We start from the raw sequence: 26,986 nt of genomic DNA on the forward strand, positions 1-26,986 counted from the left end.
AAGTGGAACCGCGCGTCACTCGTCGAGAATTTGGCGCAAACGCTCTTTCTCGGCCTCGCTCAGCGCAGCGTTCTCCTGACCCGCAGGCACCCGCGCCCGGGCGCGCAGATAGCCCCAGCCCACGCCCGCAGCGATCAACAGCATCACCGGGCCCGCCAGCCACAGAAACCAGTTGGCACCCGACGTTGTGGGCTTCAGCAGCACGTATTCGCCATAGCGATCGACGATGAAGGCCATCGCCTCTTCGTCGCTGTCACCCGCCACCAGCCTTTCCCGCACCAGTAGGCGCAGGTCGCGGGCCAGATCGGCATTGCTTTCGTCGATGCTCTCGTTGCGGCACACGAGGCAGCGCAGTTCCTTGCTCAGCTCGCGCGCGCGTTCCTCGAGCACCGGATCGTCCAGCACTTCGTCCGGCTGCACCGCCCAGAGCGGGCTGGTCAGCAGCATCAAGATCACGACCAGACGTTTCATTCCGCGGGCACTCCCTTTGCGGGGGTCTTGCGTGCGCCCGCGGCTACGCGGAATCGCCGGTCGGACAGGCTGAGCGCGCCGCCAAGCGCCATCAGGATCGAACCGGCCCAGATCCAGTTCGCGAACGGTTTGATGTAGGTCCGCATGGTCCAGCTGCCGTCATTCTGCCGGTCGCCGATCACCACGTAGACATCACGCAGGATGCGGTAGTCGATGGCCGCCTCGGTCGTGGGCATCCGGGCCACCGGATAGTCGCGTTTCTCAGGGTTCAGCGTAGCGATCTGGCGCCCGTTGCGTTCCAGCTTCACGAAGCCCATGGTCGAGTAGTAATTCGGCCCCTGCACCCGCTGCACGTCCTCGAGGGTCAGGGTGAAATCCCCCACCTCGAACGGCTCACCCATGCGGGCAACACGGATATCCTCAACCTCCCAGGCCATCAGCCCGGCAATGGCGAACATGGTGACGCCCAGCCCGGTATGGGCCACCGCCTTGCCCCAATCGGCGCGCGGCAGGCGCATCATGCGGCGCAAGCTGCCCTTGCGCCCAGTGCGGGACCACAGGTCGATCACGGCACCAAAGGTGATCCAGGCCCCCAGGAACAGTCCCACCGGCCCCAACGCACTACGCTCGGTCTGCATTGCCCAGACCAGCAGCGCCAACGCCAGCGCCAGAACGAACGCATAACGCAACGACCACGCCACCCGGCCCAGCCTGCCCCGCTTCCACGGCAGCATCGAGCCCAGTGGCAGGATGATCCCCAGCGCCACCATGAAGGGCGTGAAGGCCGAGTTGAAGAACGGTGCACCCACCGAGAGTTTGCGGTCAAACCCCATCTCGGCCACGATGGGCCAGAGGGTGCCGAAGAACACCACGAAACAACTGACCGCCAGCAGGATGTTGTTCACCACCAGCGCGCTTTCGCGGCTGACCATGCCAAAGACACCCTTGGCCTCCATCGCCTGCGCCCGCGCTGCAAAAAGCGTCAGCGCGCCGCCAACAAAGATGGCGAGAATGAACAGGATGAAGACGCCCCGCTCAGGATCGTTGGCAAACGCATGGACTGAGGTCAGCAGACCCGAACGCACGATGAAAGTGCCGACCAGCGAAAAGCCAAAGGCGATGATAGCCAGCAGGATGGTCCAGCTTTTTAGCGCCTCGCGTTTTTCCACCACGATGGCCGAATGCAACAGCGCCGCCGCCAGCAGCCAGGGCATGAACGAGGCGTTCTCGACCGGGTCCCAGAACCAGAACCCGCCCCAGCCAAGCTCATAGTAGGCCCACCACGATCCCAGCGCGATACCGATGGTCAGAAATACCCAGGCCGCCAGCGTCCAGGGCCGGACCCAGCGGGCCCATGCGGCGTCCACGCGCCCCTCGATCAGGGCCGCCACCGCAAAGCTGAACGCCATGCTAAGGCCCACATAGCCGAGATAGAGGAACGGCGGATGGAACGCCAAGCCGGGGTCCTGCAGCAACGGGTTCAGATCCTGCCCGTCAAAGGGCGGCACCGCCACCCGCAGGAACGGGTTCGACGTGAAGAGAATAAAGGCGAAAAACGCCACCGCGATGGCCGATTGCACCGCTAACACCCGCGCCTTCAGCGACGGCGGCAGCCCGCCCCCGAACCACGCCGCCATGGCGCCGAACAGGGTGACGATCAGCACCCAGAGCAGCATCGACCCCTCATGGTTCCCCCACGCGCCGCTGATCTTGTAGAGCATCGGCTTGGCCGAATGACTGTTCAGCACCACCAGCCGCAGCGAGAAATCCGAGGTGACAAAGGCCCAGACCAGCGCCCCGAAGGCAAAGGCGGTCAGAAAGAACTGCGCATTGGCGGCAGGTTCCGCGACGGCCATCCAGCCGGACCAGCGTTTATGGGCGCCTACCATGGGTACCACCATCTGCACGATGGCGACCATGAAGGCGAGGATAAGGGCGAAGTGACCAAGCTCAGTAACCATGGGCCGAGGTATAGTCCGCAGCCCCGGCGGGCGCCAATCACTTTCGCCGCATTCCGGCGCACATAGTGTCGCGGTCTCAGGCGCGTTTCAGCTTGCGCCAATCCTCCAGCGCCTTGTTCTCATCCGGCTGAACCGCCGCCAGTTGCAGACCCGCATCCGGGCCAGGGTCGGCGACACCGGGGCTATCTGCACGCATCTCGCGCAGGGCGGCGATATTGGCCATCACCTGCGGCGCCCGCGCCATGGTCGTGGCCAGATCGCGCTGCAAATCCTGCGCCTTGGCCTGATGCCGCGCGCCGAAATAAAAGGACACGATGACGCCCAGCAACCACCAGAGCGGCTCGGGCACCAGTGCGATGCCCTGCATCCGCTCAGCAAACCACAAGGGATCGACCATCGCCGCCACGAAAAGGCCCAGCGTCCCAAGCGCCAGCGCCGGGCGTGGCAGACGGTTGAGCCCGTCCATGAACCGGTCAAATCCTCCCTGCCTGGGCACCGCAAACTCGCGGCCCAGCTGCGCCATCGCCTTCCCCTGCATCTGTGCCGCCCGCTGCGCCCCGGCGTCGGCGTTCTCGCGGAACACCTCCGCCGTTTCGCGCACCACATTGCGCCCGCCGCCAAAGAGCAGCCCCAGAACGCCCGCAATCAGCCCCATGCCGACACCCTCCTCTGAAACTCGGCCTCGCTCATCCGGTAACGCGGCGACATGAACTCCTCGGCGCGCCGGATCCAGCCACCCTTGCCACCCACCCGGGTGCGGGCATATTTGCGGCTCGCGGGCCGCCGGTCGGCCAACCGGAGATAATAATTCCGCCGCGCCACCCCGTAAGCATCCCGTAGGGCCACCGCATCCGGTTCTGCTGCCGCGCGCACGGCGCGCAGGGTCTGCGGCCCGATCACCCCGTCGACCGACAGCTCATAGCCCATCTCCCGCAACAACCGCTGCAGGATCTTCACCGCATGGGCTCCGGCATTCACATACATGTCAAAGAGCGACGCCTGCAGCGCGCCCGGCATCTCACCAATGCGCGGCCGCGCGAAATAGTGATCCAGAAAGATCTCCACCGCCTGCGCCTGGCTCAGCGACCGCACATCGGCCACATCCACGCGCCTGTCACCTGTCAGATCAAGCCCCAGCCGGCGCATCGTGTGGATGGTCACACCGTATTTCGTCGCCCCGCCCGGATCATCGGGGTCATTCACAAACCCGCCCTCCCGCGCCACGATCCCTTCCGCAATCTGCCGTACTGTCTGCATCGATCCAATCTCCGCTGCCTCACGAAAAACCGTCCAACAACACAATTACTTCACCGCAAACGAAAAGGGCGCCGCTTACGCAACGCCCTGACTTCATCTTTTCAAAAATACTCCCGCCGGAGGCACGCGGCGCAGCCGCGTTCAGCTTTCCTCGGCCTCCTGATACACCCCTTGCTCCTTGAGCGCGTCCACAACTTCTTTCGGCATGTAGGTCTCATCGTGTTTCGCAAGAATTTCAGTAGCTTCAAAAACACCATTCACGTAACTTCCGGTGCCAATCATGCCCTGATTCTCGGCAAAAAGATCCGGCAGCACCCCGGTGAACACCACCGGCACGCTTTCGCCGCCATCAGTGACCGAAAACCGCACGGTCTCGCCCTCGCCCCGCACCAATGTGCCCTCCTCCACCAGGCCACCAATCCGGAACACTTCACTTGGCTGCGGCGGCTCAGCGATGATCTGGCTGGGCGCGCGGAAAAAGTTGATGCCGTCGCGCATCGCGTACCCAATCAAACCCGTCGCCAGTGCAAGGGCCACCACGGCCAGCAAGATCACCTGTATGCGACGTCGTTTCTTGAGCGATTTCATTCCGTCCTCACGGGAAAAGCGGGGCCATCATCAGCCCCTGGGTTTCATCCTCACCTAACATCAGGTTGGCGTTCTGCAAGGCCTGCCCGCTGCTACCTTTTGTCAGGTTATCCAGCGCGCCGATCACGATGGCGCGCCGCTCGATCCGGTCTGCGGCGACCCCGATGTGGCAGAAATTCGAGCCTCGCACATAATGGGTCGAGGGCGTTTCGCCAAAGGGCAGCATCCGGATGAACGGCTCATCCTCATAGGCCGCGCACAGTGTTTCATAGACACTTTGCGGATCGCCATGCACGTAAGTAGTCGCCAGAATGCCCCGGTTGGCCGGGACCAGATGCGGCGTGAACTGCACCTGCACGGTGCGCCCGGCGATCTTCGAGAATTCCTGATCGAACTCCCCCAGATGCCGGTGCGTGCCGCCGACAGCATAGGCGTTGTAACCCTCGCTCAGTTCGGCATGCAGCAGGTTTTCCTTCAGGCTCCTCCCCGCCCCCGAGACAGCGCATTTCATGTCGAGGATGATGTCATCGAGATCGATCACACCAGCGGCGATCAGAGGCCGCAGCACATATTGCCCGGTCGCCGCGTTGCACCCGGTGCCCGCGACCAACCGGGCACCCGTGATTTCCTCGCGGTAGAACTCGGTCAGGCCATAAACCGCCTCTTCCTGCTGCTCCAGCGCCAAATGGGGGTTGCCGTACCACTTCTGATATTCCGCCGAATCGCGCAGCCGGAAATCCGCTGATAAATCAACGATCTTCAGGGTGCTGGGCAACGCCCGGATCACCTCTTGCGAGGTCTTGTGCGGCAGCGCGCAAAAGCACAGATCGACCTGAGAGAAATCGATCTCGGAGATTTTGCACAGCACCGGCAAGTCCAGATGTCGCAGATGCGGAAACACCTGCGCCATGCTCTGCCCTGCCTTGCGCTCGGCGGCGAGCGCCACGATGTCCATGTTCGGGTGCTCGGCGATCAGCCGGACCAATTCCGCGCCGGTATAGCCAGAGGCGCCAAGGATTGCGATTTTGTGGGTCATGTCAGACCTCTTCTTTGGGATGTCACATGTCTTGACCGCCGATGTGACGGTCACGGGAATAGAAAAAGGCTATGAGACCGTCCTTGACCGAAGTCAGGCGGCCTGGAATGTGATTTGTCGTCGGAGGAACTGCGTCGCCCGATCGCTGACAAAGCCCGGCTTGCCGGTGGTCAGAAAACCGCATTCGCCCTCGCCGTTCATGTCAGGATGCCGCTGCAGGTAATCAGCCAGACTGTCCGCCACCAGCGATCCCTGACTGAACACCTTCACATCCGGGCCCAGCGCCTCCTGAAAGCACTGCTCCATCAGCGGGTAGTGGGTGCAGCCCAGAATGGCCGCTTGCGGGTGCGGCATCTTGCGTTTGAGCGCGTCCACATGCGAGCGCACCAGCGCCTCGGCCAGAATCATGTCGCCCTCTTCGATGGCATCGACCACGCCGCCGCAGCTCTGCGCCTCGACATCGACACCGATGGCGCGAAAAGCCAGTTCCCGCTGGAACGCCCGGCTCGCCACCGTCGCAGGCGTCGCAAACAGCGCCACATGCTTGACCTCGACCTCGCGCGGGGGGGAATTGTCGCCCCATTGCCGCTCGGTCAGCGCCTCGATCAGCGGCACGAAGACGCCCAGCACCCGTTTGCCCGGCGGCACGCCTTCTTCCTGCATCCGGCGCAGGGCAGCAGCACTTGCGGTGTTGCAGGCGAGAATGACAAGATTGCAGCCACGCTCCCACAGGTCCCGCACCGCTTTGCGGGTCAGCTGATAGATATCCTCGGCATCCCGCACGCCATAAGGCGCATGATCACTGTCGGCGTAATACAGGAAATCCACCTCCGGCAGACGTTTCTGCGCGGCGTTCAGGACGGTTAGCCCGCCCAGACCGGAATCAAAGATGCCTACTGCCATTTGCCCCTTCAGGCGCGATGCCGTTCCTCGAATTCATAGCCGTAGTCATAGGACTCCAGCGGCTCCGGGGACAGCTCATACGTGGCTTTGCGCAGAAAATCCATCATCTTGCGCGTGTCCTTGCGCATGGGGTCCAGAATGTCGCGCCCGATGGGCTCTCCGATTACCACCTTGACTGGCGTATCGACCCGTTTCCTGAACTCCTTGATCAACAGCCCCGTGCGCAGCGTGCTGTGCAAATGGCTGGCGATCTGAAACAGGCGCGAGGTATGTCCGTCGAAGAACACCGGCACCACGGTGGCGTCGGATTTGGCCACCATGCGCGCGGTAAAACCCCGCCAGCCCGGGTCCATCGGGTGGGCAAAGGGCGTCACGCCGGTACTGACCGTGCCGCCGGGGAATATGCCGATGGCGCCGCTCTGACCCAGATAATCCAGTGCGGTCCGGCGGGTCTCGATGTTCAGCTTCATCGCCTCCTTTGTCTCATCAAACGAGATCGGAAGGATGATGCGGTTGATATCCTCGGCCTTGCGGAACACCCGGTTTGCGAGAATGCGGAAATCACCCCGGGTTTCAGACAGGATATGGCCCATCATCAACCCGTCAAGGATACCATAAGGATGATTGGCGATCAGGATCAGCGGTCCCTCCTTGGGAATGTTCGACAGCGCCCCGCCGATCACCTCAAGCGTCAGCCCATAGCGCTCGGCCATCACCGACCAGAAATCGCGGCCCCTGGCCACCTCACGTTCGTACCCGTTGGCCCGTTTGATCAGGCTTAGCCGCCCGGTTGTGTTCTCCATCAGCCGGATCACGGCCCGCCCGCCTTTGGTGGCCGCGGAATGGGCATAGGTGATATCGCGGGCGATATGGCGGCGCGAGGGCATGGCGGTCTCCGAATTGCTGCCCGATAGATAGGGATGGGCAGCAATTTTGCATAGCCTTCGTGACAGGGCTGTGACGGTTTATTCCGCCGCCTTCTTCATCTCAGGCCCGCCCTGCCGGATCAGCTCCAGCAATTCCTCGCGCCGTTTCGCGGCCTTGGCCTCGTTCACCATCTTCACCGGGCCAAAGCCTTTTATGTCCAGCGGCAGTTGGGCCAACGCAGTAATTGCGTCGCGGGTCTCAGACGTGAGTTTCGGCAGGACCTCTTTCATGTCTTTTTCATATTGCCGGATCAACGCCCGCTCCATCCGGCGGTCGGCGGAATAGCCGAAGACATCCAGCGGCGTGCCCCGCAATCCCTTCATCCGCGCCAACACCTTGAGCGGCCCCAGCATCCATTCGCCGAACGCGCGTTTCTTGGGCCGCCCATCCGGCCCCTTGCCACCCAGAATCGGCGGCGCCAGATGCATCGTCATCTTCAGATCACCGTCGAACTCGGCCCTGGCCTTGTCGCGGCTGTCGAGCAGCAGGCGCGCGACCTCATATTCGTCCTTGTAGGCGAGCAGCTTGTGATAGCCCTTGGCGACCGCCTCCTTGACCTCGGCATCCTCGATCCCATCGAGCAGTTTGGTATAGCGCTTGACCAGCCGTTTGCCCTGATACGCAAGCAGATGATCGGCGCGGAAAGCGATCTTCTCGTCCAGCGATTTCGGCAGTTCGACCACATTGGGTTTGAGAACCTTGGCCACCTCTTCCGGGTGCAGCACGGCCCAGCGCCCGATCTCGAACGCGCGCTTGTTGCGTTCAATCGCGGTGCCGTTCAACTCGATGGCCTGCACGATGGCCTCATGGGTGATCGGCAGAAGCCCCCGCTGCCAGGCCGCGCCAAAGACCATCATGTTCGAATAGATCGAGTCGCCCATCACCGCGCGCGCCAGATCCGAGGCATCGAACATGTCCAGCCGCTCTTTAAGCCGCGCCTCCAGCGCCAGCGAAAGACGCCCGGTGGGAATGCGGAACTCGGTATCGCGGGTGAAATCGCCGGTGATGATCTCGTGGCTGTTGACCACCGCGCCGGTGCGCCCGGTCTGCGTGAGGCCCAGCGTCTTGGCCCCAGCGCTCACCACCAGATCGCCACCGATCAGCGCGTGTGCTTCGCCGGTGGCCACACGAATGGCCGAGATATCGTCGGGGTTATCGGCCAGACGGCAATGGATATGCACCGCACCGCCCTTCTGGGCGAGGCCCGCCATCTCCATCATGCCAGCGCCCTTGCCGTCGATCTGCGCCGCCTGCGCCAGCACCGCGCCGATGGTCACCACGCCGGTCCCGCCGACCCCGGTAATCACCACGTTATGGGTGCCCTTGATCTGCGGCAGCTCGGGCATCGGCAAATCCGGCAGGTCGATATCCGTCGTCGCCTCTTTCCGCAGCTTCGCGCCCTCCAGTGTCACGAAGGAGGGGCAGAAGCCACTGAGACACGAGAAGTCCTTGTTGCAGCTCGACTGGTCGATGGCGCGTTTGCGGCCCAGTTCCGTCTCTTGCGGCACGATCGAGACACAGTTCGACTGCACCCCGCAATCGCCGCAGCCCTCGCAGATATCGGTGTTGATGAACACCCGCTTGTCCGGGTCGGGGAAGGTGCTCCGCTTGCGGCGGCGTCGTTTTTCGGCGGCGCAGGTCTGGATGTAGACGATGGCCGACACGCCCTCGATCTCGCGATAGCGCTCCTGCACGTTCATCAGCTCGGCGCGTTCGTGGGTGTCGATGCCCGACGGCAGCGCCTTAAAGTTCACATCTTCTTTCTCGTCATAGACCACGGCGATATGTTGCACACCCATGGCCTTCAACTCGTTGACGATGCGCTCGGCGGTCAACCCGCCCTCGTTCTCCTGCCCGCCGGTCATGGCGACCGCATCGTTGTAGAGGATCTTGTAGGTGATGTTGGTGCCCGCCGCCAGCGCCGCCCGGATCGCCTGCACGCCCGAGTGGTTGTAGGTCCCGTCGCCCAGGTTCTGGAACACGTGTTTGGTGGTCGAGAACGGCGCCTCACCGATCCAGTTGGCGCCTTCGCCGCCCATATGGGTGAAGCCGTTCGATTCCCGGTCCATCCATTGCACCATGAAGTGGCAGCCGATCCCCGCATAAGCGCGCGAACCCTCGGGCACCTTGGTGCTGGTGTTGTGCGGACAGCCCGAGCAGAAATACGGCAGGCGCGACGCGATCTCGGTCGCGTTGTCCGCCCGGCGCGCCTCGGCCAGCGCATCGAGCCCTGCGCGCACGCCATCGGTATCGTGCCCCTCTTCGATCAGGATCTTGCCCAGCTTCTCGGCGATCATGATCGGGTCCAGAGCGCCTCGGGTCGGGAACAGTTCTTCGGCATGCATGCCGCCTGCCCCGCCCTTGTACCAGCCATACACCCGCCGGCCCCGGCGGTCGTCAAAGATAGCTTCCTTGACCTGTACCTCGATCAACTTGCGCTTTTCCTCGACGATCACGATCAGGTCCAGCCCTTCGGCCCAGTCGTGAAAGCCCTTCATGTCCAGAGGAAACACCTGACCGATCTTATAGGTGGTGATCCCCAGCCGCTCGGCCTCATCCGCGTCGATGTTCAACAGCGACATGGCGTGCGCCAGATCCAGCCAGTTCTTGCCCGCCGCGGCAAAGCCGATCTTGGCGCCTGGCTTGCCCCAGACCCGCTTGTCGATCTTGTTGGCGTGGCTGAACTCTTCGGCCGCAAAGCGCTTGTAGTCGATGATCCGCGCCTCTTGCGGGGTGCGGTCGTCGATCAGGCGGATGTTCAGCCCTCCCTCGGGCATGTCAAATTTCGGCACCACCAACTGCATCCGGTCGGGTCGGCCATCCACCACCGAGGTCACCTCGATGGTGTCTTTCATGGTCTTGAGACCAACCCATAGCCCCGAGAAGCGCGACAGCGCAAAGCCATAGATGCCGTAATCGAGGATTTCTTGCACGCCCGCCGGGCTGACAATCGGTAGATAGGCATCCATCAGCGCCCATTCGGATTGATGCAGCACGGTCGAGCTTTCGCCCGTGTGGTCATCCCCCATCGCCATGACCACGCCGCCATGCTGGGCGGTCCCGGCCATGTTGGCGTGCCGGATCACATCGCCCGAGCGGTCCACGCCCGGCCCCTTGCCGTACCAGAGGCCGAAGACCCCGTCATGCTTGCCATCGCCCCGCAACCCCGCCTGTTGTGAGCCCCAGAGCGCGGTGGCCGCCAGATCCTCGTTCAATCCGTATTGGAACAGCACGTCATTCTCAGCCAGCTGCTTCTGCGCCCGGTTCATCTGCAGGTCGACCGCGCCCAGCGGCGAGCCGCGATAACCGGTCACCAGCCCTGCCGTGTTCAGCCCCGCCTCAACGTCCCGCGCCTTTTGCATCAGCATCAGGCGGACCAGTGCCTGCGTCCCGTTCAGCAGAACCGGACTTTTGGACAGGTCGAACCGGTCGTTGAGTGAAATCTTCGGCTGACTCATCTGACGTCTCCCCTCGCCGGATTAGTGTGCTATATGTCCCTTCAATATTAGGTCATAATTTCTGACCTGTATAGGTAATTTTTCCAGCTTCCGTAACGATTTCTCGGTTTGAATGTGGAAATTGTTACCTCTTTCATATAGGGCTTCCGGCGCATAACGAAAGTTGCGGCGATGGATTGGGACAAGCTCAGAATATTTCACGCGGTTGCCGATGCAGGCAGCCTGACGCACGCAGGTGACAAGCTGAATCTTTCGCAATCGGCGGTCAGCCGGCAGATCCGCGCACTTGAGGAATCGCTCAATGCAACGCTGTTCCACCGTCACGCGCGGGGACTGATTCTCACCGAACAGGGTGAGTTGCTGTTCGACGCCGCCACCGCCATGTCGAAACGCCTGGACGCCGCCGCCGCCCGCATCCGCGACAGCGAGGAAGAGGTGTTCGGAGAGCTGCGGGTGACCACCACTTTCGGCTTCGGCACGCTCTGGCTCGCCCCGCGCCTGCCGAAGCTTTACGAGAAATATCCCGATCTCAGTATCGACCTGATGCTGGAAGAGCGGGTGCTGGACCTGCCCATGCGCGAGGCCGACGTCGCCATCCGCATGAAGGAACCCAGCCAGGCCGATCTGGTGCGCAAGCGGCTGATGACCGTGCAGATGCTGCTCTATGCCTCGCGCGACTACCTGGATCGGATCGGCACGCCGGACTCCCTGTCAGACATCAAGGATCACCGGCTGATCTGTCAGAATCCATCCTCGGCTCAGGTTGGGGCGGGCGCTTCGCTGGTACAGAACCTGATGACTTACAACCCGCAATCCTTGCTGACGGTGAACAACTATTTCGGAGTGCTGCAGGGTGTGCTGCACAATCTGGGCATCGGCGTACTGCCCGATTATGTGACCGAGGATTTCCCGGATCTTGTGCGCGTCATGCCCGATATCGAAAGCGCGGATGTACCCGTTTACCTCGCATATCCTGAGGAATTGCGGCATTCACAACGGATCGCGGCGTTTCGCGATTTCGTGCAGGAAGAGATAATTTCGCATCGCAAGCAATTGAGGCAAATGGGAAAACTCTAGCTATGCAGCAGAGTCATATCGGACATGTCTCAAATGCCAACTAATTTCCCTTGAATGGCCACAAAGCGATGCCTAAATGGGCAATCGAAGGCGGTGATGCTGTAACGCTCATCATCTTCATACCTCCCTGTTGGACTTCGGCCGAGCTTAGTGCTCGGCCTTTTTTTTTCGCCGAACCCTGCGGCGACCCTCCCAAGATGACCGCCTGAAATCGCTATGCAAATACGGTGTGTCTGCCTATGATTGTGGAAAACAAACAGTAAATCCGCTTTCGAGGGAAAGTTCATGTTCCGATCCGCCCGCCATTTGCTGGCCTCTCTTGTCATTCTATTTCTGTCTTTGCCCGCAGTCGCCCAGGTGTCTGTCACATCCGGCAACGGGGAAGGCACAGTGGCAGCACCGGTTGTTCCCGAGGATCTGACACCCGATCAAGTGGATGGTCTGGTGGCACGGATGTCCGACGATCAGGTGCGTGCGCTATTGCTGGAACGCCTTGATGCGGTGGCCGAAAAACAAGCAGCCTCTGCCGCCGATCACGAGGATCCGATAACCGAGATCAACGAGATCTGGGCCGAAATGGTCGCCTCGTGGACGCATGTCCTGACGACCCTGCCGAATATCTTCAGCAAACAGGCCGAAGCCTTTGGCAACTTCGCTACAACCTTCGGGTCGACGGGCGTGCTTGTCTTGCTGGGTCTGGTCATCTCGGTCCTTGCCATCGGCTATGTTGCAGAGAGGCTGTTCGGCTATCTGACGCGCGGATGGCACGATCAGTCGGAAACTCAGACCGAGGCAGACCTCTGGGGCGCGGTCCGGTACCTGTTCCGCCGCTTTTGCTATGAGATCGCCGGGCTGGTGGTTTTCTATGTCGTGATCCGGGCCGCCGGGCGCGCCATGCTGACGCCGGACCAGATCACCTACGCCGCCCCGTTCGTGTTCTACCTGATCTGGATTCCACGCCTTGGCGCGGCGGTGTCCCGGTTCGTCCTGGCCCCGAGGAAACCTCATTTCAGACTGGTGAATGTGGACGACCACTGGGCCAAATACCTGCACCGGAACCTGATCGGCCTGCTTCTTCTGATCGGCCTCACTCTGTTCGTCCTGCGCTTCAACGCACTCAACGGTGTTACCGGTGAAGACACGCGCATTGGGTTCTGGCTGAACGCGGCCATTCACGTCTATATCGGCGTCATCGCCTGGACCGCGCGTGCGGGTTTGTCACAGATGATGCTGGGCACCGACCCGGACCGCACCAGATTCGACGAGGAGGTTGCCCACTATTACCCCTACTTCGCGATCGGTGTGTCGGTGGTGATCTGGCTTTTGGTCGAATTCCTGGTTGCGCAGAATGACCCGGCTATCCTTGCGGTGCTGGTTCACGGGTCACATTTCACGACCATGTTCTGGTTGTTGATCGCGCCCGCACTTGACACCCTAATTCGAGGGCTTGTGCGCCACCTGCAACCACCGATGTCAGGTGAAGGCCCGCTCGCCGAACGCGCTTATCGGTCGGCCAAGCGCAGCTATATCCGCATTGGTCGCGTGGTCGCGGGCCTGTTCGTCGTCTTCATGATTGCCCGCGCCTGGCAACTGGACTTGCGCCACGTGGCTTCGGCGGGTGTTGGCGCCGAAGTCGGCGGAGCGGTCATCGAGTTCCTGCTGATCATTGCGGTCGGCTATATCATGAACGAGGTGGTCTCGCTCTGGATCAACCGTCGGCTCGCCAAAGAGCAGACCGCAGCGGAGGCGCTGGATGAGGAAGCCGGTGGCGAAGGTGGCGGTGCCGGAGGGTCGCGCCTTGCCACGGTTCTGCCCCTGATCCGGGTCACGGCGCAGATAACCATCGCGGTCATCTTCGGTCTGCTGGCGCTCGGTGCGTTGGGCATCAACATCACGCCGCTTCTGGCTGGCGCCGGCGTTCTGGGTCTGGCCATCGGTTTCGGCGCACAAAAGCTGGTCGCCGACATCGTGGGTGGGATCTTCTTCCTGATCGATGACGCGTTTCGTGTGGGCGAATACGTCGATGTGGGCGGCACCATGGGCACCGTCGAAAAGATTTCGGTCCGCTCAATGCAGCTGCGCCACCACCGCGGCCCGGTTCATACGATTCCCTATGGCGAGATTCAGAAGCTGACGAATTTCAGCCGCGACTGGGTGATCATGAAGCTCAAGTTCACCGTGCCTTTCGATACCGATCCCAACAAGGTCAAGAAGATCTTTAAGAAGATCGGCGCCGAGATGATGGAGGACGAGGTGCACAAGGATGGCTTCCTGCAGCCCTTCAAGTCGCAGGGCGTGTTTGACTTCGACGACGTCGGCATGATCATCCGCGGCAAGTTCATGGCCAAGCCCGGCAAGCAGTTCACGCTACGCAAGGAGATCTTCAACCGCGTCAAGGCCGCCTTCAGGGACAACGGGATCGACTTTGCCCGCCGCGAGGTGCGCGTGGCCATTCCGGGTCTGGACGAGACCGACCTGTCCGAACCGCAAAAGGCCGCCGTTGGTGCCGCAGCAGGAGAAGCGGTCAACCAACAGGTCAACAAGCCATAAGGCGGACGCCCAACGGTTGCGTAGGTCATGCTGCACGCGCTGAAATCATCACTCGGGATGGTGGGCGGCCTGACTTTGGCCGCCGCGTTGTCGATCGCCGGCACACCCTCGCGTTCCCAAGCACCGGGCGTGCTGGATGCCGAGGTCGGTCAGCTGAACAAACCGCACGCGTCCGAGACCGTTGGCGTTCGCAACGGGTCGTTCGTGGTCGCGCCGATTCCGTTTTCGAACCCGACAATTGGGTCCGGACTGATGCTGGGCGCCGGATACCTGTTTCAACTGGACGAAGGCTCGGACCCGTCGGTTATCGGGGCTGCGGTTCTGCGGTCGGATAACGGCTCACAGGCCGCCGGGGCGGCGCTGAACCTCTACCTTCACGACAACCGCTGGATCATCAAGACGCTCTTTGCTCGCGCCGATGTGCAATACGACCTCTATACTGGCGCGGGTATCCTGCCGATCCGGCAGGACGGGGTGCTGGGGCAGATCGGCGTCTCCTATGGCGTGACGCCCGAGCTGTCCTTCGGCCCCAGCTTTCGCTATCTCGACACCACCATCACCCCGGCCTTTGCCGGGCTGCCGCCGATCCCACCCCCGTTCGACCAGTTCCTGGAGGTCGAGATCCTCAATGTCGGTCTGGTCGCCGATTGGGACACGCGGGATGACACCATCTATCCCACACGCGGCCACGCGCTGCATGTCTCGGCGTCACACGGCATCGCGCTCAGCGGGCTGGTACAGGATTACAACAAGGGCTACGTCAACTATTCCCGCTATGTCCCGCTGTCGGACAAGAGCGTGATCGCCGCCCGCGCCTCGGTCTGCGCCGCCTCGGCTGAGGCGCCGTTTTTCGATCAGTGCGGGCTGGGCACCACCGACGGTTTCCGCGGCTTTTCGGCCACCCAGTTCCTGGACCTGCGCGCCGCCTCGCTGCAGCTGGAATACCGGCACCGGTTCACCAAACGCCTCGGCGGCGTCGCATTCGGCGGCGTCGGTCAGGTCGGCCCCGATTTCGGCGAACTGGACACGGGCGGCACCCACAGCGCCTATGGCATCGGCGCCCGCTACCGCGTGTCCAGGAAATTCCCCTTGGACTTCTCTGTCGATGTCAGCCGCAACAGCGAACAGGAAAACACGCTGTATATCTATGTCGGGCAACGCTTCTGACCCCTGCGCCCTTCCGCCCCTTTCCCCCGCCGCGCCCTTGCCCTAAAAGGCGCTCAACTTAGGCCAGCTTTGGGACAGGACAGACGCATGCAAGAGCCCGCCATCACACCGGACCTGATCGCAGCTCACGGGCTCAAGCCCGAGGAATACGACATGATCCTCGAGATCATCGGACGCGAGCCATCCTTTACCGAACTGGGCATCTTCTCGGCCATGTGGAACGAGCACTGTTCCTACAAAAGCTCCAAGAAGTGGCTGCGCACCCTGCCCACCTCGGGCCCTCAGGTGATCTGCGGCCCCGGCGAGAATGCAGGCGTGGTCGATATCGGCGAAGGTCAGGCGGTGGTCTTCAAGATGGAGAGCCACAACCACCCGTCATACATCGAGCCCTATCAGGGCGCGGCCACCGGCGTGGGCGGCATCCTGCGGGACGTCTTCACCATGGGCGCGCGCCCCGTCGCCTCGATGAACGCGCTCAGCTTTGGCGAGCCCAGCCACCACAAGACCCGCCAACTGGTCAATGGTGTGGTTGAGGGCATCGGCGGCTACGGCAACTGCTTCGGCGTGCCCTGCGTCGGCGGCGAGGTCCGCTTCCACCCCGCCTATAATGGCAACTGCCTCGTAAACGCCTTTGCCGCCGGTCTCGCCGACAGCGACAAGATCTTCTACTCCGCCGCCTCGGGCATCGGTATGCCCGTGGTCTATCTGGGGGCCAAAACCGGCCGCGACGGCGTCGGCGGCGCCACGATGGCTTCAGCCGAGTTCGACGACACAATCGAGGAAAAGCGCCCCACCGTTCAGGTCGGCGACCCGTTCACCGAAAAGCGCCTGATGGAGGCCTGTCTGGAACTGATGCAGACCGGCGCCGTGATCTCGATCCAAGACATGGGTGCCGCAGGCCTGACCTGCTCTGCGGTTGAGATGGGCGACAAGGGTGGCCTGGGTGTCAAGTTGGACCTCGACGCGGTACCTCAACGCGAAGAGAACATGACCGCCTACGAGATGATGCTGAGCGAATCTCAGGAACGCATGCTCATGGTCCTGAAGCCCGACAAAGAGGCCGAAGCCCGTGCCGTGTTCGAGAAATGGGACCTCGATTTTGCCATCGTCGGCGAGACAATTGCCGAGGACCGGTTCCTGATCGTCCATAACGGTGAGGTCAAGGCGGACCTGACCCTGTCCAAACTCTCGTCCACCGCCCCCGAATACGACCGCCCGTGGGAGCCGACCCCGGCAGCGGAAGAGCTTGCGGATGTGCCTCAGATCGACCCAATAGACGGCCTGCACGCCTTGCTCGCATCGCCCAACTACGCGGCCAAGCAATGGGTCTACGAGCAGTACGACACTATGGTCATGGCAGACACCGCCCGCACGCCGGGCCTCGGCGCGGGCATGATCCGCGTGCACGGCACCGACAAGGTGCTGGCCTTCACCTCGGACGTGACCCCGCGCTACGTGCGCGCCAATCCCAAGGAAGGCGGCAAACAGGCGGTGGCCGAGGCCTATCGCAACCTGACCGCCGTGGGGGCCAAACCGCTGGCCTCGACCGACAACCTGAATTTCGGCAACCCTGAGAAGCCCGAGATCATGGGCCAGTTTGTTGGCGCCATCAAAGGCATTGGCGCCGCCTGCGCCGCTCTCGACATGCCCATCGTGTCGGGCAACGTCTCACTCTACAACGAAACCGACGGCGCCGCGATCCTGCCCACGCCCACAATCGGCGCCGTGGGGCTGCTCGACCACACCGACGACATCATCGGCAACGAAGTGCGCGATGGTCATGTGGCCCTCGTCATCGGCGAAACCAAAGGCCATCTGGGCCAGTCCGCCCTGCTGGCCGAGGTCTTCAACCGCGAAGAAGGCGATGCACCCGCCGTCGATCTCGACGCCGAGAAACGCAACGGAGACTTTATCCGCGCCAACCGCGCCATGATCAAGGCCTGCACCGATATCGGCGATGGCGGACTGGCGCTGGCGGCTTTTGAACTCGCCGAGGCCGCAGGCGTGGGCGTGCATCTGGACGAAGCCCCGACCGAGATCCTGTTTGGCGAGGATCAGGCCCGCTATCTTGTCGCGTGCAACTTCGATCAGGCCGAGGCCCTGATGATCGCCGCCGGTCAGGCCGGAGTGCCATTGGCTTCGGTGGGCCGCTTTACCGGCGACAGCATCCGCATCGGCGCCTCCGAGGCACCGCTCGAGGAGTTGACCGCCACATTCCGCACCAGCTTCGCCGCCGCCGTCGCCTGACAAGGGCGCAGATCCAATGCTTCTTCTTGCCAGAAATACGCATGGCACGCCCGGCCCCAAAGGCGCGGCGTTTGCGTATTTTCAGCAAGAAGAAGACAAGCGCCGCGCTCCCTTGCGCGCCTTCCCGCATCGCTCTACATCTTGAGAAAGACCTTCAGGAGAAACCTACATGCCGATGAGTGCCCACGAGATCGAACACCTGCTTCGCGAGGCCTTTCCCGATGCGGAGATTCAGGTTGGCGGCAACGATGGCGTTCACATGTCCGCAATGGTGGTGGATGAAAGCTTTCGAGGCAAGAACCGGGTCCAGCAGCAGCGCGCCGTCTACGCCGCGCTGAAGGGCAAGATGGACGGCCCGGACGGCGAGTTGCACGCGCTGGCGCTAACCACGAAAGTGCCTAAGTGACCTTTGCCGGCTGGGTATATCTCACCTGTGCTCTGATCACGTGCATCGGAGTCGTCTTTGCGGTCCGAAGCAGTTTCACTCGAAATCGGCCCAAATCGGGGCGCGGTGTAAAGCCCGGACAGGGAGACACCCTTGTAACCGGAGGCGAGGTTGCCGGACGCGGGCATTCCATTCCTATTCGAGTCAGCAAAGACCCGCAGGACTACGCCAAAGCCATGGCGCCAAAGAAATGAGCGGCTGGCTGCTCTGGATCGCGGGCGGGATTGTCATTCTGGTGGTTGCCGCCGCGCTCTTTGAGGCCTATTTGAAACGCAACGCAAAGCGGCCCCTGTCAGAGATGCGTCCTGAGCCGGATGAAATCAGCAAGGTCGCGGGCATCGAACGCTACGGGCTCGATCCGGTGGCTTTGGCGCAGGCCGAACACCGGAGGCTGGAAGAGGAAGGTTGGGTAAAAGACCTCCCGAACGACGAAACATCTGCCGCGACTGCGCGCGAGAAGGAAACGAAAGATGAGCGAAGCTAAGACCCGCATCGACGAGACCGTCAAAGCCAATGACGTAGTGCTCTATATGAAAGGCACCAAGGAGATGCCGCAATGCGGGTTCTCCTCGCGTGTGGCCGGTGTGCTGAACTACATGGGCGTTGACTACACCGACGTGAACGTGCTGGCCGATGACGAGATCCGTCAGGGCATCAAAGACTATTCTGACTGGCCGACCATTCCGCAGCTCTATGTGAAGGGCGAGTTCGTGGGCGGCTGCGACATCATCACCGAGATGACGCTGTCGGGTGAGTTGGACACACTCTTTGACGAGAACAAAGTGGGCTACAACAAGGACGCCGCCGACAAGATTCGCGAAGCCAACGCCTGATCAGTCAGACCGGCATTCCTTCAGCAGAACCTGCTCGCTGGCGGTGTGATCCGCCGCCAGATAGCTCACGGTTGCGTCCCTGCCCTTGATCCGCAACCAATAGCCATCCTGCTCATCAACCGCCACGTAGCGCACGCCGGATCCGCTGCGCGCCTGCCGCATCGCTACCAGCTTGCCATCCACCATCACGACTGCGAACCCCGGCTCGTCCGATGGATCGATATAGGTGATCGGAAGGGTCACGCCCCACTCACAGGTGAATACAACAGAGCTGACAGCAATCTCAGCCCGCGCATCTGCCGCCATGAGCACGATCAGCGCAAGCATCGGCGCAAGGCCTCTGCCCCGCATCAGGTCTGGCTTTTCTCTTCAACCACGGCGGCCAGCGATTCCGCCCGCGCGGCCAGTTCGGCCAGCGTGTCGGTGACCGAGGGCGGAACCACCGCCACCTCGACCCGCTCCGGCGGGGCCTTGGGGGCGTTGCGCAAAGCCATCAACTCGGCGTCACGCTCGGCCAGTTTGACCTCGACCGCCTTGATCCGGTCCTCGTTTGCCGCCGCCTTGTCGGCCAACATCAGCCCCGCCATCAGCAGCATCCGGGCCTCGGGCATGCGCCCGATCTGATCGGACAGAACCTGCGCCTCGTCATCGAGCATCTTGGCCGCCGCCTGCAAGTAGGATTCCTCACCGTCCTGGCAGGACACGTCAAAACCACGGCCACCAATATGAATGGTCAGTTCCGGCATTACTCAACCTCCCCTTCCGCCAGGTTGGCATTGGCCAACAGCGGCTCAAGCCGCGCCAGCACCGCATGCGCCTCGGCAGCATCGGTGGCCCGGGCAGCGCTTACCGCCTCAAGCTCGGTCTGCACCGCCTTGTTCAGCAGTTCGGCATCAGCCACCCCGGCCTCGCCAGCCTGCCGCAACTCGGCAATTGTTTCGCGCAGCTGATCGTTCGATTTGCGCAAGCGCTGCAGATCACCGTCCAATCGAGACATCGCCTCACCATGGCTGACCCGTTCGGCGCGCAGCATCTCAAGCTCGGCGCTCAGTTCGGCGACCCGCTCGCTATCGGCCAGTTCGGCCTTGAGCGCGGCATTCTCTGTGCGCAGCGCTTCCACGTCTTCCGAACCCTCCGCCTGCCCGCGCAGGGCTTCGATTTCGAGCTTGAGCATTTCGACGTCTTCGCCAGCGTCCAACTGGGCCTTGAGTTTCCCAATTTCAGCCTTCATGGGCTCGATATCTTCAACCGCGTCCAACTGCGCCCGAAGCGTATCGATCTCAGCCTTCAACAGCGGAACTTCATCGCTGCCTTCCAGCACGGCCTTGGCTTCGGCCAGCTCGGCCCGGGCCGCTTCGACCGCCATCAGCTTGGCCGTCGCCTCCACCAAATCCGCCTTGAGGCGCTCCATCTCCTCCGGGTCGACAACCTGTGCCCGCAGTTCTTCCAACTCGGCCTTCAGCGCCTCGGTGTCAGCGTCCCCGGCAGACCCGTCGCGCAACGCGTCAACCTCTTCGGCATGACGTTCCTTCAGTGCTTTCAACCGTTCTTCCAGCTGAGCATTGGCGATCCGCTCTTCTTCCAGCGCCTCGCTAAGGCTTTGATCCGCATCCCCCGCCAGCGCGGGCCGACCGCTCAGCACCTCGACACCGGCGCTGATGCGCTCCATGGCGGCGGTGATACGGCTTTGCAATTCCTCGATCTGGCTCATGCCCCACCTTTGTTTCCAAGGTTCGTATTCGTCTTGGGCGGCCCCGAATCGGCTCCGCCTGGTGATAGCTCTAGTCTAACGAAACGGACGGGAAAATACCCCCCCTTTGCTTTCAAGCACTTGGAGGGCGCTTCTGATGCATACAGACCCCTTTTCGGCCAGTTCCGCTTGCACTTTGGAGGGTGAATGGTATTGAGCCCGCAATCCGCCCGTAATCCAAAGGAAAACTCCCGTGGACCTGACTGCGCTGCGCACCGCGAACCCTGACCACTGGGTCAAGGCCTCGGCCATTCGTGCCCTCACCCTCGATGCCGTCTCGGCTGCCAATTCGGGCCATTCCGGTATGCCGATGGGCATGGCCGACGTGGCCACTGTGCTGTTTGAAAAGCATCTCAAGTTCGATGCCGCGAACCCGACCTGGCCCGACCGCGACCGGTTCATCCTGTCGGCAGGTCATGGCTCGATGCTGCTTTATTCGCTGCTCTATCTGACCGACAACTCCGAGATCACGCTGGACGAGATCAGGAACTTCCGCCAGCTCGGCTCCAAGACCGCGGGCCACCCCGAGAATTTCCTGGCAAACGGGATCGAGACCACCACCGGCCCGCTGGGTCAGGGCATCGCAAATGCCGTCGGCTTCGCCATGGCCGAGGAAATCCAGCGCGCCCAATACGGCAAGAAGATCGTCGATCACTATACCTATGTCATCGCCGGTGACGGCTGCCTGATGGAAGGCGTCAGCCAAGAGGCGATCACCCTTGCGGGCCGTCACGAGCTGGGCAAGCTCATCGTGTTCTGGGACAACAACAACATCACCATCGACGGCACCGTCGACATGGCCGACCGCACCGACCAGGTCCGCCGCTTCACCGCCTCGGGCTGGCAGGTGATCGAGATCGACGGCCACGACCCCAAGGCCATCGACGCCGCCATCGCGCAGGCCAAGAAATCAAAGAAACCCTCGATGATCGCCTGCAAGACGCATATCGCATTGGGACACGCGGCGCAGGATACCTCCAAGGGTCACGGCGCACTGACCGATGCCGATCAGCTCAAGGCCGCCAAGGACGCCTATGGCTGGGCACATGGCGCCTTCAAAATTCCAGCGGATATAAAATCGGCATGGGAGGCCGTCGGCACCCGCGGCGCTGCCGACCGCCAGGCGTGGGAAGAGCGGCTCGCCTCGATTTCGGAACGCAAACAGGCCGAGTTCAACCGGGCCTACGCCTTCGAGGCGCCGAAAAAGCTCGCGGGTGCCATCCGCTCGCTGAAGAAGCAGATCTCGGAAGAGCAGCCGAAACTGGCCACCCGCGCGTCGTCCGAAAAGGTGCTGGGCGTGGTGAACCCGGTGATGTCCGAGACCGTGGGCGGTTCGGCCGACCTGACCGGCTCGAACAACACCAAGACTGCCGATCTGGGTGTATTTCTGCCGGAAAACCGCAAGGGCCGCTACATCCATTACGGCATCCGCGAACACGGCATGGCGGCCGCGATGAACGGCATGGCGCTGCATGGCGGCATCCGCCCCTACGGCGGCACCTTCATGTGCTTCACCGATTATGCCCGCCCGGCGATGCGTCTGGCCGCGCTTATGAAGATCCCGTCGGTATTTGTGATGACCCATGACTCGATTGGTCTCGGCGAAGACGGTCCGACCCACCAGCCGGTCGAGCATCTGGCTATCTCGCGCGCGACGCCGAACACATATGTGTTCCGTCCCGCCGACACCGTGGAAACCGCCGAGGCTTGGGAAATGGCGTTGACCTTCAAGGACAGCCCCACGGTCCTGTCGCTGACCCGTCAGGGCCTGCCCACCGTGCGCACCGCCCACAAGGCCCGCAACCTGAGCGCTCAGGGCGCCTATGTTCTGGCCGAAGCGACCAGCAAGCGTCAGGCAATCCTGATCGCCACCGGCTCCGAGGTCTCCATTGCGCTCGACGCCAAGGCCAAGCTCGAGGCCGACGGCATCGGCGCCCGCGTCGTCTCGATGCCTTGCATGGAGCTCTTTGCCCAGCAGGACGAAGCCTATCGCAAGAAGGTCCTGCCATCCGGCCCGGTCCGCGTCGGCATCGAGGCCGCCGTCCGCGAAGGCGGCTGGGATCGCTGGCTGCTGGGCGAGCGCGGACGCGAGGCCAAGGCCGGCTTCATCGGCATGTCCAGCTTCGGCGCCTCGGCCCCCGCGGGCCAGCTCTACGCGCATTTCGGCATCACTGCCGAGGCCACTGTGGCCAAGGTCAAGGACCTCCTGGGCTAACCCCACCACCAGCGTCCCCTCTCCCCTCGGGGGAGAGGGCCAGGGTGAGGGGCAGCCACGGCTTGTCCAAGCCCGACACCAGCCATCAATCATAATCGAAAAAGGGAGCGGTTCACCGAACCGCCCCTTGCTGTTTCAATGCGCCTTGCTCTTTCCTGAAACCGCCCCCAGAAGCGGCGCGATCACCTTGGTTGCAAACGGGATCAGGATCAGCCCCAGGGCCAGGCCGAACACCCCGTCCATCGTCGCTTTGGAGACCCACTCGACAACTCCGGTCCACTGCTCGGACACCGCATGACCAGCTGCATAGGCCCAATCATGAATGTGATGTCCCAGCCAGGCAAAGCCCAGCACTTCCAGCCCGTGGATGATGATCGAACCACCGACCCACAGCATCGCCGCAGTGCCAACCACCGACAGGATCTTCATCAGAACCGGCATGAACTTCACCAGCCCGTTGCCCAATCCGCGCCCGATGGGCGTGGGGGCATTCTTGGCCAGAAAGAGCCCCACATCGTCCATCTTCACGATCAACCCTACCGAGCCATAGACCGCAACGGTCACCCCGATGCCCACAACGGCCAGCGTCGCCGCCTGCATCCAGACATTGGGCACCTCGATGGCCGCCAACGCGATGGTCATGATCTCCGCAGACAGGATGAAATCGGTCTTGATCGCGCCCTTGACCTTCTGCTCCTCCAGATGGCCCGGATCCTTGACGCTCATATCTTCTTCGATCACGTGACTGCCGTGCGGGAAGAGCACGTGAAAGATCTTTTCCGCCCCTTCAAAGCACAAGTAAGCCCCACCTAGCATCAGCAGCGGCGTGATCAGCAATGGCGCGAAATTTGCCAGCAGCATCGCCACCGGCAACAGCAGGATCAGCTTGTTGAACAGCGATCCGCGCGCAATGCGCCAGATGATCGGCAGTTCCCGCGCCGGGGCAAAGCCCTGAACGTATTTCGGCGTCACCGCCGCATCGTCGATGATCACTCCGGCGGTCTTTGCCCCCGCCTTTCCCGCCGCTGCCGCCACATCGTCAACCGAGGCTGCCGCCACCTTGGCGATACCCGCCACATCATCCAACAAGGCCAGAAGACCACTCATCCGCGCGCCCTTTCACTCATCTGCCGCATCTGAACCCTACCTGATCCGGCGCCAAGCTCAAGCGTTAGCGCAATCGGGACAAGTTTGCGCTAACACTTTAAAAATGCGGCATTTTTCCCCTTTCTGGATCGGCACGTCATCGCTATATGGCGTCGAAATGAGTGTATTCGGAGACGCAAGATGACCATCAAGGTCGGTATTAATGGTTTTGGCCGGATCGGCCGCTGCACCCTGTCGCATATTGCCGCCTCGGGGCGCAACGACATCGAAGTGATCAAGGTCAACGCAACCGGCCCGCTGGAAACCACGGCGCATCTTCTGAAATACGACAGCATCCACGGACGTTTTCCGCGGGACATCATCGTGGACGAAAAGACCATGGATCTGGGCCGCGGCCCGATGCAGATGTTCTCGACTTACGAGATGAAAGAGCTGGACTGGGAAGGCTGTGACGTCGTTCTGGAATGCACCGGCAAGTTCAATGATGGCCACAAGGCCAAGACACATCTGGAGCGCGGCGCAAACAGGGTACTGCTGTCCGCTCCGGGCAAGAACGTGGACAAGACCATCGTCTACGGCGTGAACCACAACGCGTTGCAGGCAGAGGACAGGATGATCTCGAACGGGTCCTGCACCACCAACTGCCTGGCGCCGCTGGCCAAGGTGCTGGACGAAGGCATCGGCATCGAACACGGTATCATGACCACCATTCATGCCTATACCGGCGACCAGCCGACGCTGGACCGCCGACATGACGACCTCTACCGCGCCCGCGCAGCCGCAATGTCGATGATCCCGACGACAACCGGCGCCGCCAAGGCACTTGGCGAGGTGCTGCCGAACCTCAAGGGGCGTCTGGACGGCTCGGCCATCCGCGTTCCGACACCGAATGTCTCTGCCGTCGACCTCACCTTCCGCGCGGCGCGTGAGGTGACCGTGGAGGAAGTGAACGCCATCGTGAAAGATGCCGCCATGGGTCCGATGCAGCGCGTTCTGGGCTACGAGCCTGCGCCGCTGGTCTCGACCGACTTCAACCACACCGAGGAAAGCTCGATCTTCGCCCCCGATCAGACCCGCGTGGTCGACAACCGAATGGTGCGCGTGCTGGCTTGGTACGACAACGAATGGGGCTTCTCGGTCCGGATGGCCGATGTTTCGGTAGCCATGGGCCGGCTAAGCTGAATTCCGCCCAAGCCCTTGAGATTGCACGCCCGCTCAGGTTATCTGAGCGGGCGTTGTGCTTTTTCCGGGGACATAAATGACCAACCAGATCGCCATTTGGCTCGGGATACTGATCCTCGGCACACTGATGTTGGACTATGCACTCTACGGCACCGAGCATCTGCTGTTTCTGGGTAAGAAGTTCTTCGCATTCTTAAACTGGCTCGCCTTCTGGCGCTGAAGGCGCTGCCCCCTTGACTTTTGCCGCGATCTGGAGATGTTAGCGCTAACCCGTTCAGGAGAGCCGAACATGACACTCAAACTCGCTATCAATGGATTTGGCCGCATCGGTCGTGGCGCCCTGCGCGCCGTAATGGAGACCGGGCGCAAGGATGTTGAAATCGTTGCGATCAACGATCTGTCCAACCCGGAAATGAATGCTCATTTGTTCGAGTTCGACAGTGTGCACGGGCGCTACCCTAACCCCGTCAAACTCACGGACTCGCAACTGGACGTTGGCGCAGGCCCGATCCGGCTGACCAGCGAGCGGGACCCCGAGGCGCTGGACTGGTCCGACGTGGATGTGGTTCTGGAATGCACCGGTGTCTTCCGCACGCGTGAAGCCGCCTCGCGCCACTTCGAGAACGGGTCCGGCAAGGTCCTGATTTCTGCCCCTGCCCGGGGCGATGCAGCGGTCAAGACAGTGGTCTACGGCGTGAACGAGCATGAACTGACCGCCGACGACAAGGTTGTCTCGAACGCGTCCTGCACCACGAACTGCCTGTCTCCGGTTGCCGCAGCCCTGGATGCGGGTCTCGGCATCAAGCATGGCAACATGACCACGGTTCATGCCTATACAGCCAGCCAGCCGGTTCACGACACCGCAGGCAAGGACCCCTACCTGTCGCGTGCGGCTGCGCTGTCGATGATCCCCACCACAACCGGCGCCGCGTCAGCCGTCGGTCTGGTTTTGCCCCAGCTTCAAGGCAAGCTGACCGGTCAGGCCATCCGCGTGCCCACCCCCAATGTCTCAGTTGTCGATCTGGTGGTCGAAGTTTCCCGCTCTACCACCGAGGATGAGGTGAACGCTCTGTTTGTCGAAGCTGCAAAAAAAATCCCCGGCGTTCTGGCCGCGGAAAGCCGTCCGCTGATCTCGACCGACTTCAACCACGATGCGCACAGCTCGACCGTGTCATTGCCCGAAACCAAGGTCACGGACGGCACACTGGTGCGCGTACTGGCCTGGTATGACAACGAATGGGGTTTTTCCAACCGGATGTTGGACACCGCTACGGCGATGGGCGCTTAACCCAGAAGCTCTCTTAACCTAGCTGCTCTTTCAGCGCTGCATTGACGCGGGGCGTGACGAATTTCGACACGTCCCCGCCCAAGCGCGCGATTTCCTTGACCAGTTTCGAGGCGATGGCCTGGTGCCGCGCCTCGGCCATCAGAAAGACGGTCTCGACCGAGTCGTCCAACGCGCGGTTCATGCCGACCATCTGAAATTCGTACTCGAAATCCGCCACCGCGCGCAGGCCGCGCACGATGATCTGGGCACCTACGTCATGGGCGCAGTCGATCAGCAGGTTTTCGAAAGGGTGCGCGACGATTTCGGTTCCGGTCTGCGCGGTAAGCTCCGCGCATTCCGCTTCGAGCATTTCCACGCGTTCTTCCAGATTGAAAAGCGGGCCCTTGTCGCGGTTGATCGCGACGCCAATCACTAGCTTATCCACCAGCGCCGTGGCGCGGCGGATGATATCAATATGACCTATGGTGATCGGATCGAAGGTTCCGGGATACAATCCAACCCGCATGACGCCCTCCAGCGCAATA

Annotated in this window: 25 protein-coding genes; 11 read left to right on the forward strand and 14 right to left on the reverse strand. The window is 62.0% G+C overall.

The window, feature by feature from the left end; all coding sequences use genetic code 11:
- Nucleotides 1–15: 15 nt before the first annotated feature.
- The 9 genes from GOX53_RS22020 to GOX53_RS22060 all read right to left on the reverse strand — a co-directional run bounded on the left by GOX53_RS22020 (nt 16) and on the right by GOX53_RS22060 (nt 10,601).
- Nucleotides 16–471, reverse strand: coding sequence for a cytochrome c-type biogenesis protein (locus tag GOX53_RS22020; RefSeq protein ID WP_171180230.1), 456 nt, complete (start codon nt 469–471; stop codon nt 16–18).
- Nucleotides 468–2,432 (reverse strand): heme lyase CcmF/NrfE family subunit, encoded by a 1,965-nt coding sequence (locus GOX53_RS22025; RefSeq protein ID WP_171180232.1) that lies wholly within the window; start codon nt 2,430–2,432, stop codon nt 468–470. The genes GOX53_RS22020 and GOX53_RS22025 overlap by 4 nt, the downstream gene beginning before the upstream one ends.
- 76 nt (nt 2,433–2,508) lie before the next feature.
- On the reverse strand, nt 2,509–3,087 hold the full coding sequence (locus GOX53_RS22030; protein ID WP_171180234.1) for a holin family protein: 579 nt from the start codon (nt 3,085–3,087) through the stop codon (nt 2,509–2,511).
- On the reverse strand, nt 3,078–3,689 hold the full coding sequence (locus GOX53_RS22035) for a holin-associated N-acetylmuramidase (protein ID WP_171180235.1): 612 nt from the start codon (nt 3,687–3,689) through the stop codon (nt 3,078–3,080). The genes GOX53_RS22030 and GOX53_RS22035 overlap by 10 nt, the downstream gene beginning before the upstream one ends.
- Nucleotides 3,690–3,830: 141 nt before the next feature.
- Nucleotides 3,831–4,277 carry a cytochrome c maturation protein CcmE gene (ccmE, locus tag GOX53_RS22040; protein ID WP_171180237.1) on the reverse strand — a complete coding sequence of 149 codons (447 nt, stop codon included), beginning with the start codon at nt 4,275–4,277 and terminating at the stop codon, nt 3,831–3,833.
- A 7-nt stretch (nt 4,278–4,284) separates the two neighbouring features.
- Entirely contained in the window at nt 4,285–5,313 is a 1,029-nt protein-coding gene (argC, locus tag GOX53_RS22045) for an N-acetyl-gamma-glutamyl-phosphate reductase (RefSeq protein WP_171180239.1), read from the reverse strand.
- 93 nt (nt 5,314–5,406) lie between these two features.
- The gene (locus GOX53_RS22050; protein ID WP_171180240.1) at nt 5,407–6,216 is read right to left on the reverse strand and encodes a glutamate racemase; all 810 of its coding nucleotides are present in this window, start codon (nt 6,214–6,216) and stop codon (nt 5,407–5,409) included.
- An 8-nt stretch (nt 6,217–6,224) separates the two neighbouring features.
- A complete protein-coding gene (locus GOX53_RS22055) occupies nt 6,225–7,103 on the reverse strand; it encodes a lysophospholipid acyltransferase family protein (protein ID WP_171180241.1) in 879 nt (292 codons plus the stop codon).
- A gap of 78 nt (nt 7,104–7,181) precedes the next feature.
- Nucleotides 7,182–10,601, reverse strand: coding sequence for an indolepyruvate ferredoxin oxidoreductase family protein (locus GOX53_RS22060; protein ID WP_171180242.1), 3,420 nt, complete (start codon nt 10,599–10,601; stop codon nt 7,182–7,184).
- 171 nt (nt 10,602–10,772) lie between these two features.
- Here GOX53_RS22060 and GOX53_RS22065 point away from each other — a divergent pair, with 171 nt between their 5' ends.
- The 7 genes from GOX53_RS22065 to grxD all read left to right on the forward strand — a co-directional run bounded on the left by GOX53_RS22065 (nt 10,773) and on the right by grxD (nt 18,920).
- Entirely contained in the window at nt 10,773–11,678 is a 906-nt protein-coding gene (locus GOX53_RS22065; RefSeq protein ID WP_171180243.1) for a LysR family transcriptional regulator, read from the forward strand.
- A gap of 285 nt (nt 11,679–11,963) precedes the next feature.
- Entirely contained in the window at nt 11,964–14,228 is a 2,265-nt protein-coding gene (locus GOX53_RS22070) for a mechanosensitive ion channel family protein (protein ID WP_171180244.1), read from the forward strand.
- A 27-nt stretch (nt 14,229–14,255) separates the two neighbouring features.
- The gene (locus tag GOX53_RS22075; protein ID WP_171180245.1) at nt 14,256–15,395 is read left to right on the forward strand and encodes a BamA/TamA family outer membrane protein; all 1,140 of its coding nucleotides are present in this window, start codon (nt 14,256–14,258) and stop codon (nt 15,393–15,395) included.
- Nucleotides 15,396–15,482: 87 nt separating this feature from the next.
- The gene (purL, locus tag GOX53_RS22080) at nt 15,483–17,642 is read left to right on the forward strand and encodes a phosphoribosylformylglycinamidine synthase subunit PurL (RefSeq protein WP_171180247.1); all 2,160 of its coding nucleotides are present in this window, start codon (nt 15,483–15,485) and stop codon (nt 17,640–17,642) included.
- A 169-nt stretch (nt 17,643–17,811) separates the two neighbouring features.
- Nucleotides 17,812–18,048 carry a BolA/IbaG family iron-sulfur metabolism protein gene (locus GOX53_RS22085; protein ID WP_171180249.1) on the forward strand — a complete coding sequence of 79 codons (237 nt, stop codon included), beginning with the start codon at nt 17,812–17,814 and terminating at the stop codon, nt 18,046–18,048.
- Nucleotides 18,049–18,277: 229 nt separating this feature from the next.
- Nucleotides 18,278–18,571, forward strand: a complete 294-nt coding sequence (locus tag GOX53_RS22090) for a hypothetical protein (protein WP_171180251.1) — start codon at nt 18,278–18,280, stop codon at nt 18,569–18,571.
- Complete coding sequence (grxD, locus tag GOX53_RS22095) at nt 18,558–18,920, forward strand: Grx4 family monothiol glutaredoxin (RefSeq protein ID WP_171180253.1); 363 nt, start codon at nt 18,558–18,560, stop codon at nt 18,918–18,920. Before GOX53_RS22090 ends, grxD begins: the two co-directional genes overlap by 14 nt.
- Here the strand turns inward: grxD and GOX53_RS22100 are convergent, their stop codons facing one another.
- From GOX53_RS22100 to GOX53_RS22110, 3 genes are read right to left on the reverse strand one after another with little or no spacing between them, the layout of a single operon-like run.
- Complete coding sequence (locus GOX53_RS22100) at nt 18,921–19,247, reverse strand: MliC family protein (protein WP_254446696.1); 327 nt, start codon at nt 19,245–19,247, stop codon at nt 18,921–18,923.
- Nucleotides 19,248–19,270: 23 nt separating this feature from the next.
- The gene (locus GOX53_RS22105; RefSeq protein ID WP_171180255.1) at nt 19,271–19,666 is read right to left on the reverse strand and encodes a cell division protein ZapA; all 396 of its coding nucleotides are present in this window, start codon (nt 19,664–19,666) and stop codon (nt 19,271–19,273) included.
- The gene (locus GOX53_RS22110; protein WP_171180256.1) at nt 19,666–20,631 is read right to left on the reverse strand and encodes a hypothetical protein; all 966 of its coding nucleotides are present in this window, start codon (nt 20,629–20,631) and stop codon (nt 19,666–19,668) included. Before GOX53_RS22110 ends, GOX53_RS22105 begins: the two co-directional genes overlap by 1 nt.
- Before the next feature lie 232 nt (nt 20,632–20,863).
- Between GOX53_RS22110 and tkt the strand changes: the two genes are divergently transcribed.
- Nucleotides 20,864–22,885, forward strand: coding sequence for a transketolase (tkt, locus tag GOX53_RS22115; RefSeq protein WP_171180257.1), 2,022 nt, complete (start codon nt 20,864–20,866; stop codon nt 22,883–22,885).
- A gap of 135 nt (nt 22,886–23,020) precedes the next feature.
- On the opposite strand, the gene GOX53_RS22120 is transcribed toward tkt, so the two are convergent.
- Complete coding sequence (locus GOX53_RS22120; protein ID WP_171180258.1) at nt 23,021–23,992, reverse strand: DUF808 domain-containing protein; 972 nt, start codon at nt 23,990–23,992, stop codon at nt 23,021–23,023.
- A 180-nt stretch (nt 23,993–24,172) separates the two neighbouring features.
- On the opposite strand from GOX53_RS22120, the gene gap (GOX53_RS22125) reads away from it, so the two are divergent.
- The 3 genes from gap (GOX53_RS22125) (at nt 24,173) to gap (GOX53_RS22135) (ending at nt 26,462) form a co-directional block, all read left to right on the forward strand.
- A complete protein-coding gene (gene gap / locus GOX53_RS22125; protein WP_171180259.1) occupies nt 24,173–25,174 on the forward strand; it encodes a type I glyceraldehyde-3-phosphate dehydrogenase in 1,002 nt (333 codons plus the stop codon).
- 76 nt (nt 25,175–25,250) lie between these two features.
- Nucleotides 25,251–25,394, forward strand: a complete 144-nt coding sequence (locus GOX53_RS22130; RefSeq protein ID WP_171180260.1) for a hypothetical protein — start codon at nt 25,251–25,253, stop codon at nt 25,392–25,394.
- Nucleotides 25,395–25,463: 69 nt separating this feature from the next.
- Complete coding sequence (gene gap / locus GOX53_RS22135; RefSeq protein ID WP_171180261.1) at nt 25,464–26,462, forward strand: type I glyceraldehyde-3-phosphate dehydrogenase; 999 nt, start codon at nt 25,464–25,466, stop codon at nt 26,460–26,462.
- 13 nt (nt 26,463–26,475) lie between these two features.
- Here the strand turns inward: gap (GOX53_RS22135) and coaD are convergent, their stop codons facing one another.
- Nucleotides 26,476–26,967 (reverse strand): pantetheine-phosphate adenylyltransferase, encoded by a 492-nt coding sequence (coaD, locus tag GOX53_RS22140; protein ID WP_171180263.1) that lies wholly within the window; start codon nt 26,965–26,967, stop codon nt 26,476–26,478.
- Between the last annotated feature and the right edge of the window lie 19 nt (nt 26,968–26,986).

The sequence above is a fragment of the Ruegeria sp. HKCCD8929 genome (assembly GCF_013031405.1).
Classification (GTDB): Bacteria; Pseudomonadota; Alphaproteobacteria; order Rhodobacterales; family Rhodobacteraceae; genus Ruegeria.

Bases quoted from the DNA above. Each gene is read 5' to 3' on its own strand.
- GOX53_RS22020 (WP_171180230.1), bottom strand. From the start codon at position 471: ATGAAACGTCTGGTCGTGATCTTGATGCTGCTGACCAGCCCGCTCTGG.
- GOX53_RS22025 (WP_171180232.1), bottom strand. From the start codon at position 2,432: ATGGTTACTGAGCTTGGTCACTTCGCCCTTATCCTCGCCTTCATGGTC.
- GOX53_RS22030 (WP_171180234.1), bottom strand. From the start codon at position 3,087: ATGGGGCTGATTGCGGGCGTTCTGGGGCTGCTCTTTGGCGGCGGGCGC.
- GOX53_RS22035 (WP_171180235.1), bottom strand. From the start codon at position 3,689: ATGCAGACAGTACGGCAGATTGCGGAAGGGATCGTGGCGCGGGAGGGC.
- ccmE (WP_171180237.1), bottom strand. From the start codon at position 4,277: ATGAAATCGCTCAAGAAACGACGTCGCATACAGGTGATCTTGCTGGCC.
- argC (WP_171180239.1), bottom strand. From the start codon at position 5,313: ATGACCCACAAAATCGCAATCCTTGGCGCCTCTGGCTATACCGGCGCG.
- GOX53_RS22050 (WP_171180240.1), bottom strand. From the start codon at position 6,216: ATGGCAGTAGGCATCTTTGATTCCGGTCTGGGCGGGCTAACCGTCCTG.
- GOX53_RS22055 (WP_171180241.1), bottom strand. From the start codon at position 7,103: ATGCCCTCGCGCCGCCATATCGCCCGCGATATCACCTATGCCCATTCC.
- GOX53_RS22060 (WP_171180242.1), bottom strand. From the start codon at position 10,601: ATGAGTCAGCCGAAGATTTCACTCAACGACCGGTTCGACCTGTCCAAA.
- GOX53_RS22065 (WP_171180243.1), top strand. From the start codon at position 10,773: ATGGATTGGGACAAGCTCAGAATATTTCACGCGGTTGCCGATGCAGGC.
- GOX53_RS22070 (WP_171180244.1), top strand. From the start codon at position 11,964: ATGTTCCGATCCGCCCGCCATTTGCTGGCCTCTCTTGTCATTCTATTT.
- GOX53_RS22075 (WP_171180245.1), top strand. From the start codon at position 14,256: ATGCTGCACGCGCTGAAATCATCACTCGGGATGGTGGGCGGCCTGACT.
- purL (WP_171180247.1), top strand. From the start codon at position 15,483: ATGCAAGAGCCCGCCATCACACCGGACCTGATCGCAGCTCACGGGCTC.
- GOX53_RS22085 (WP_171180249.1), top strand. From the start codon at position 17,812: ATGCCGATGAGTGCCCACGAGATCGAACACCTGCTTCGCGAGGCCTTT.
- GOX53_RS22090 (WP_171180251.1), top strand. From the start codon at position 18,278: ATGAGCGGCTGGCTGCTCTGGATCGCGGGCGGGATTGTCATTCTGGTG.
- grxD (WP_171180253.1), top strand. From the start codon at position 18,558: ATGAGCGAAGCTAAGACCCGCATCGACGAGACCGTCAAAGCCAATGAC.
- GOX53_RS22100 (WP_254446696.1), bottom strand. From the start codon at position 19,247: ATGCTTGCGCTGATCGTGCTCATGGCGGCAGATGCGCGGGCTGAGATT.
- GOX53_RS22105 (WP_171180255.1), bottom strand. From the start codon at position 19,666: ATGCCGGAACTGACCATTCATATTGGTGGCCGTGGTTTTGACGTGTCC.
- GOX53_RS22110 (WP_171180256.1), bottom strand. From the start codon at position 20,631: ATGAGCCAGATCGAGGAATTGCAAAGCCGTATCACCGCCGCCATGGAG.
- GOX53_RS22120 (WP_171180258.1), bottom strand. From the start codon at position 23,992: ATGAGTGGTCTTCTGGCCTTGTTGGATGATGTGGCGGGTATCGCCAAG.
- gap (WP_171180259.1), top strand. From the start codon at position 24,173: ATGACCATCAAGGTCGGTATTAATGGTTTTGGCCGGATCGGCCGCTGC.
- GOX53_RS22130 (WP_171180260.1), top strand. From the start codon at position 25,251: ATGACCAACCAGATCGCCATTTGGCTCGGGATACTGATCCTCGGCACA.
- gap (WP_171180261.1), top strand. From the start codon at position 25,464: ATGACACTCAAACTCGCTATCAATGGATTTGGCCGCATCGGTCGTGGC.
- coaD (WP_171180263.1), bottom strand. From the start codon at position 26,967: ATGCGGGTTGGATTGTATCCCGGAACCTTCGATCCGATCACCATAGGT.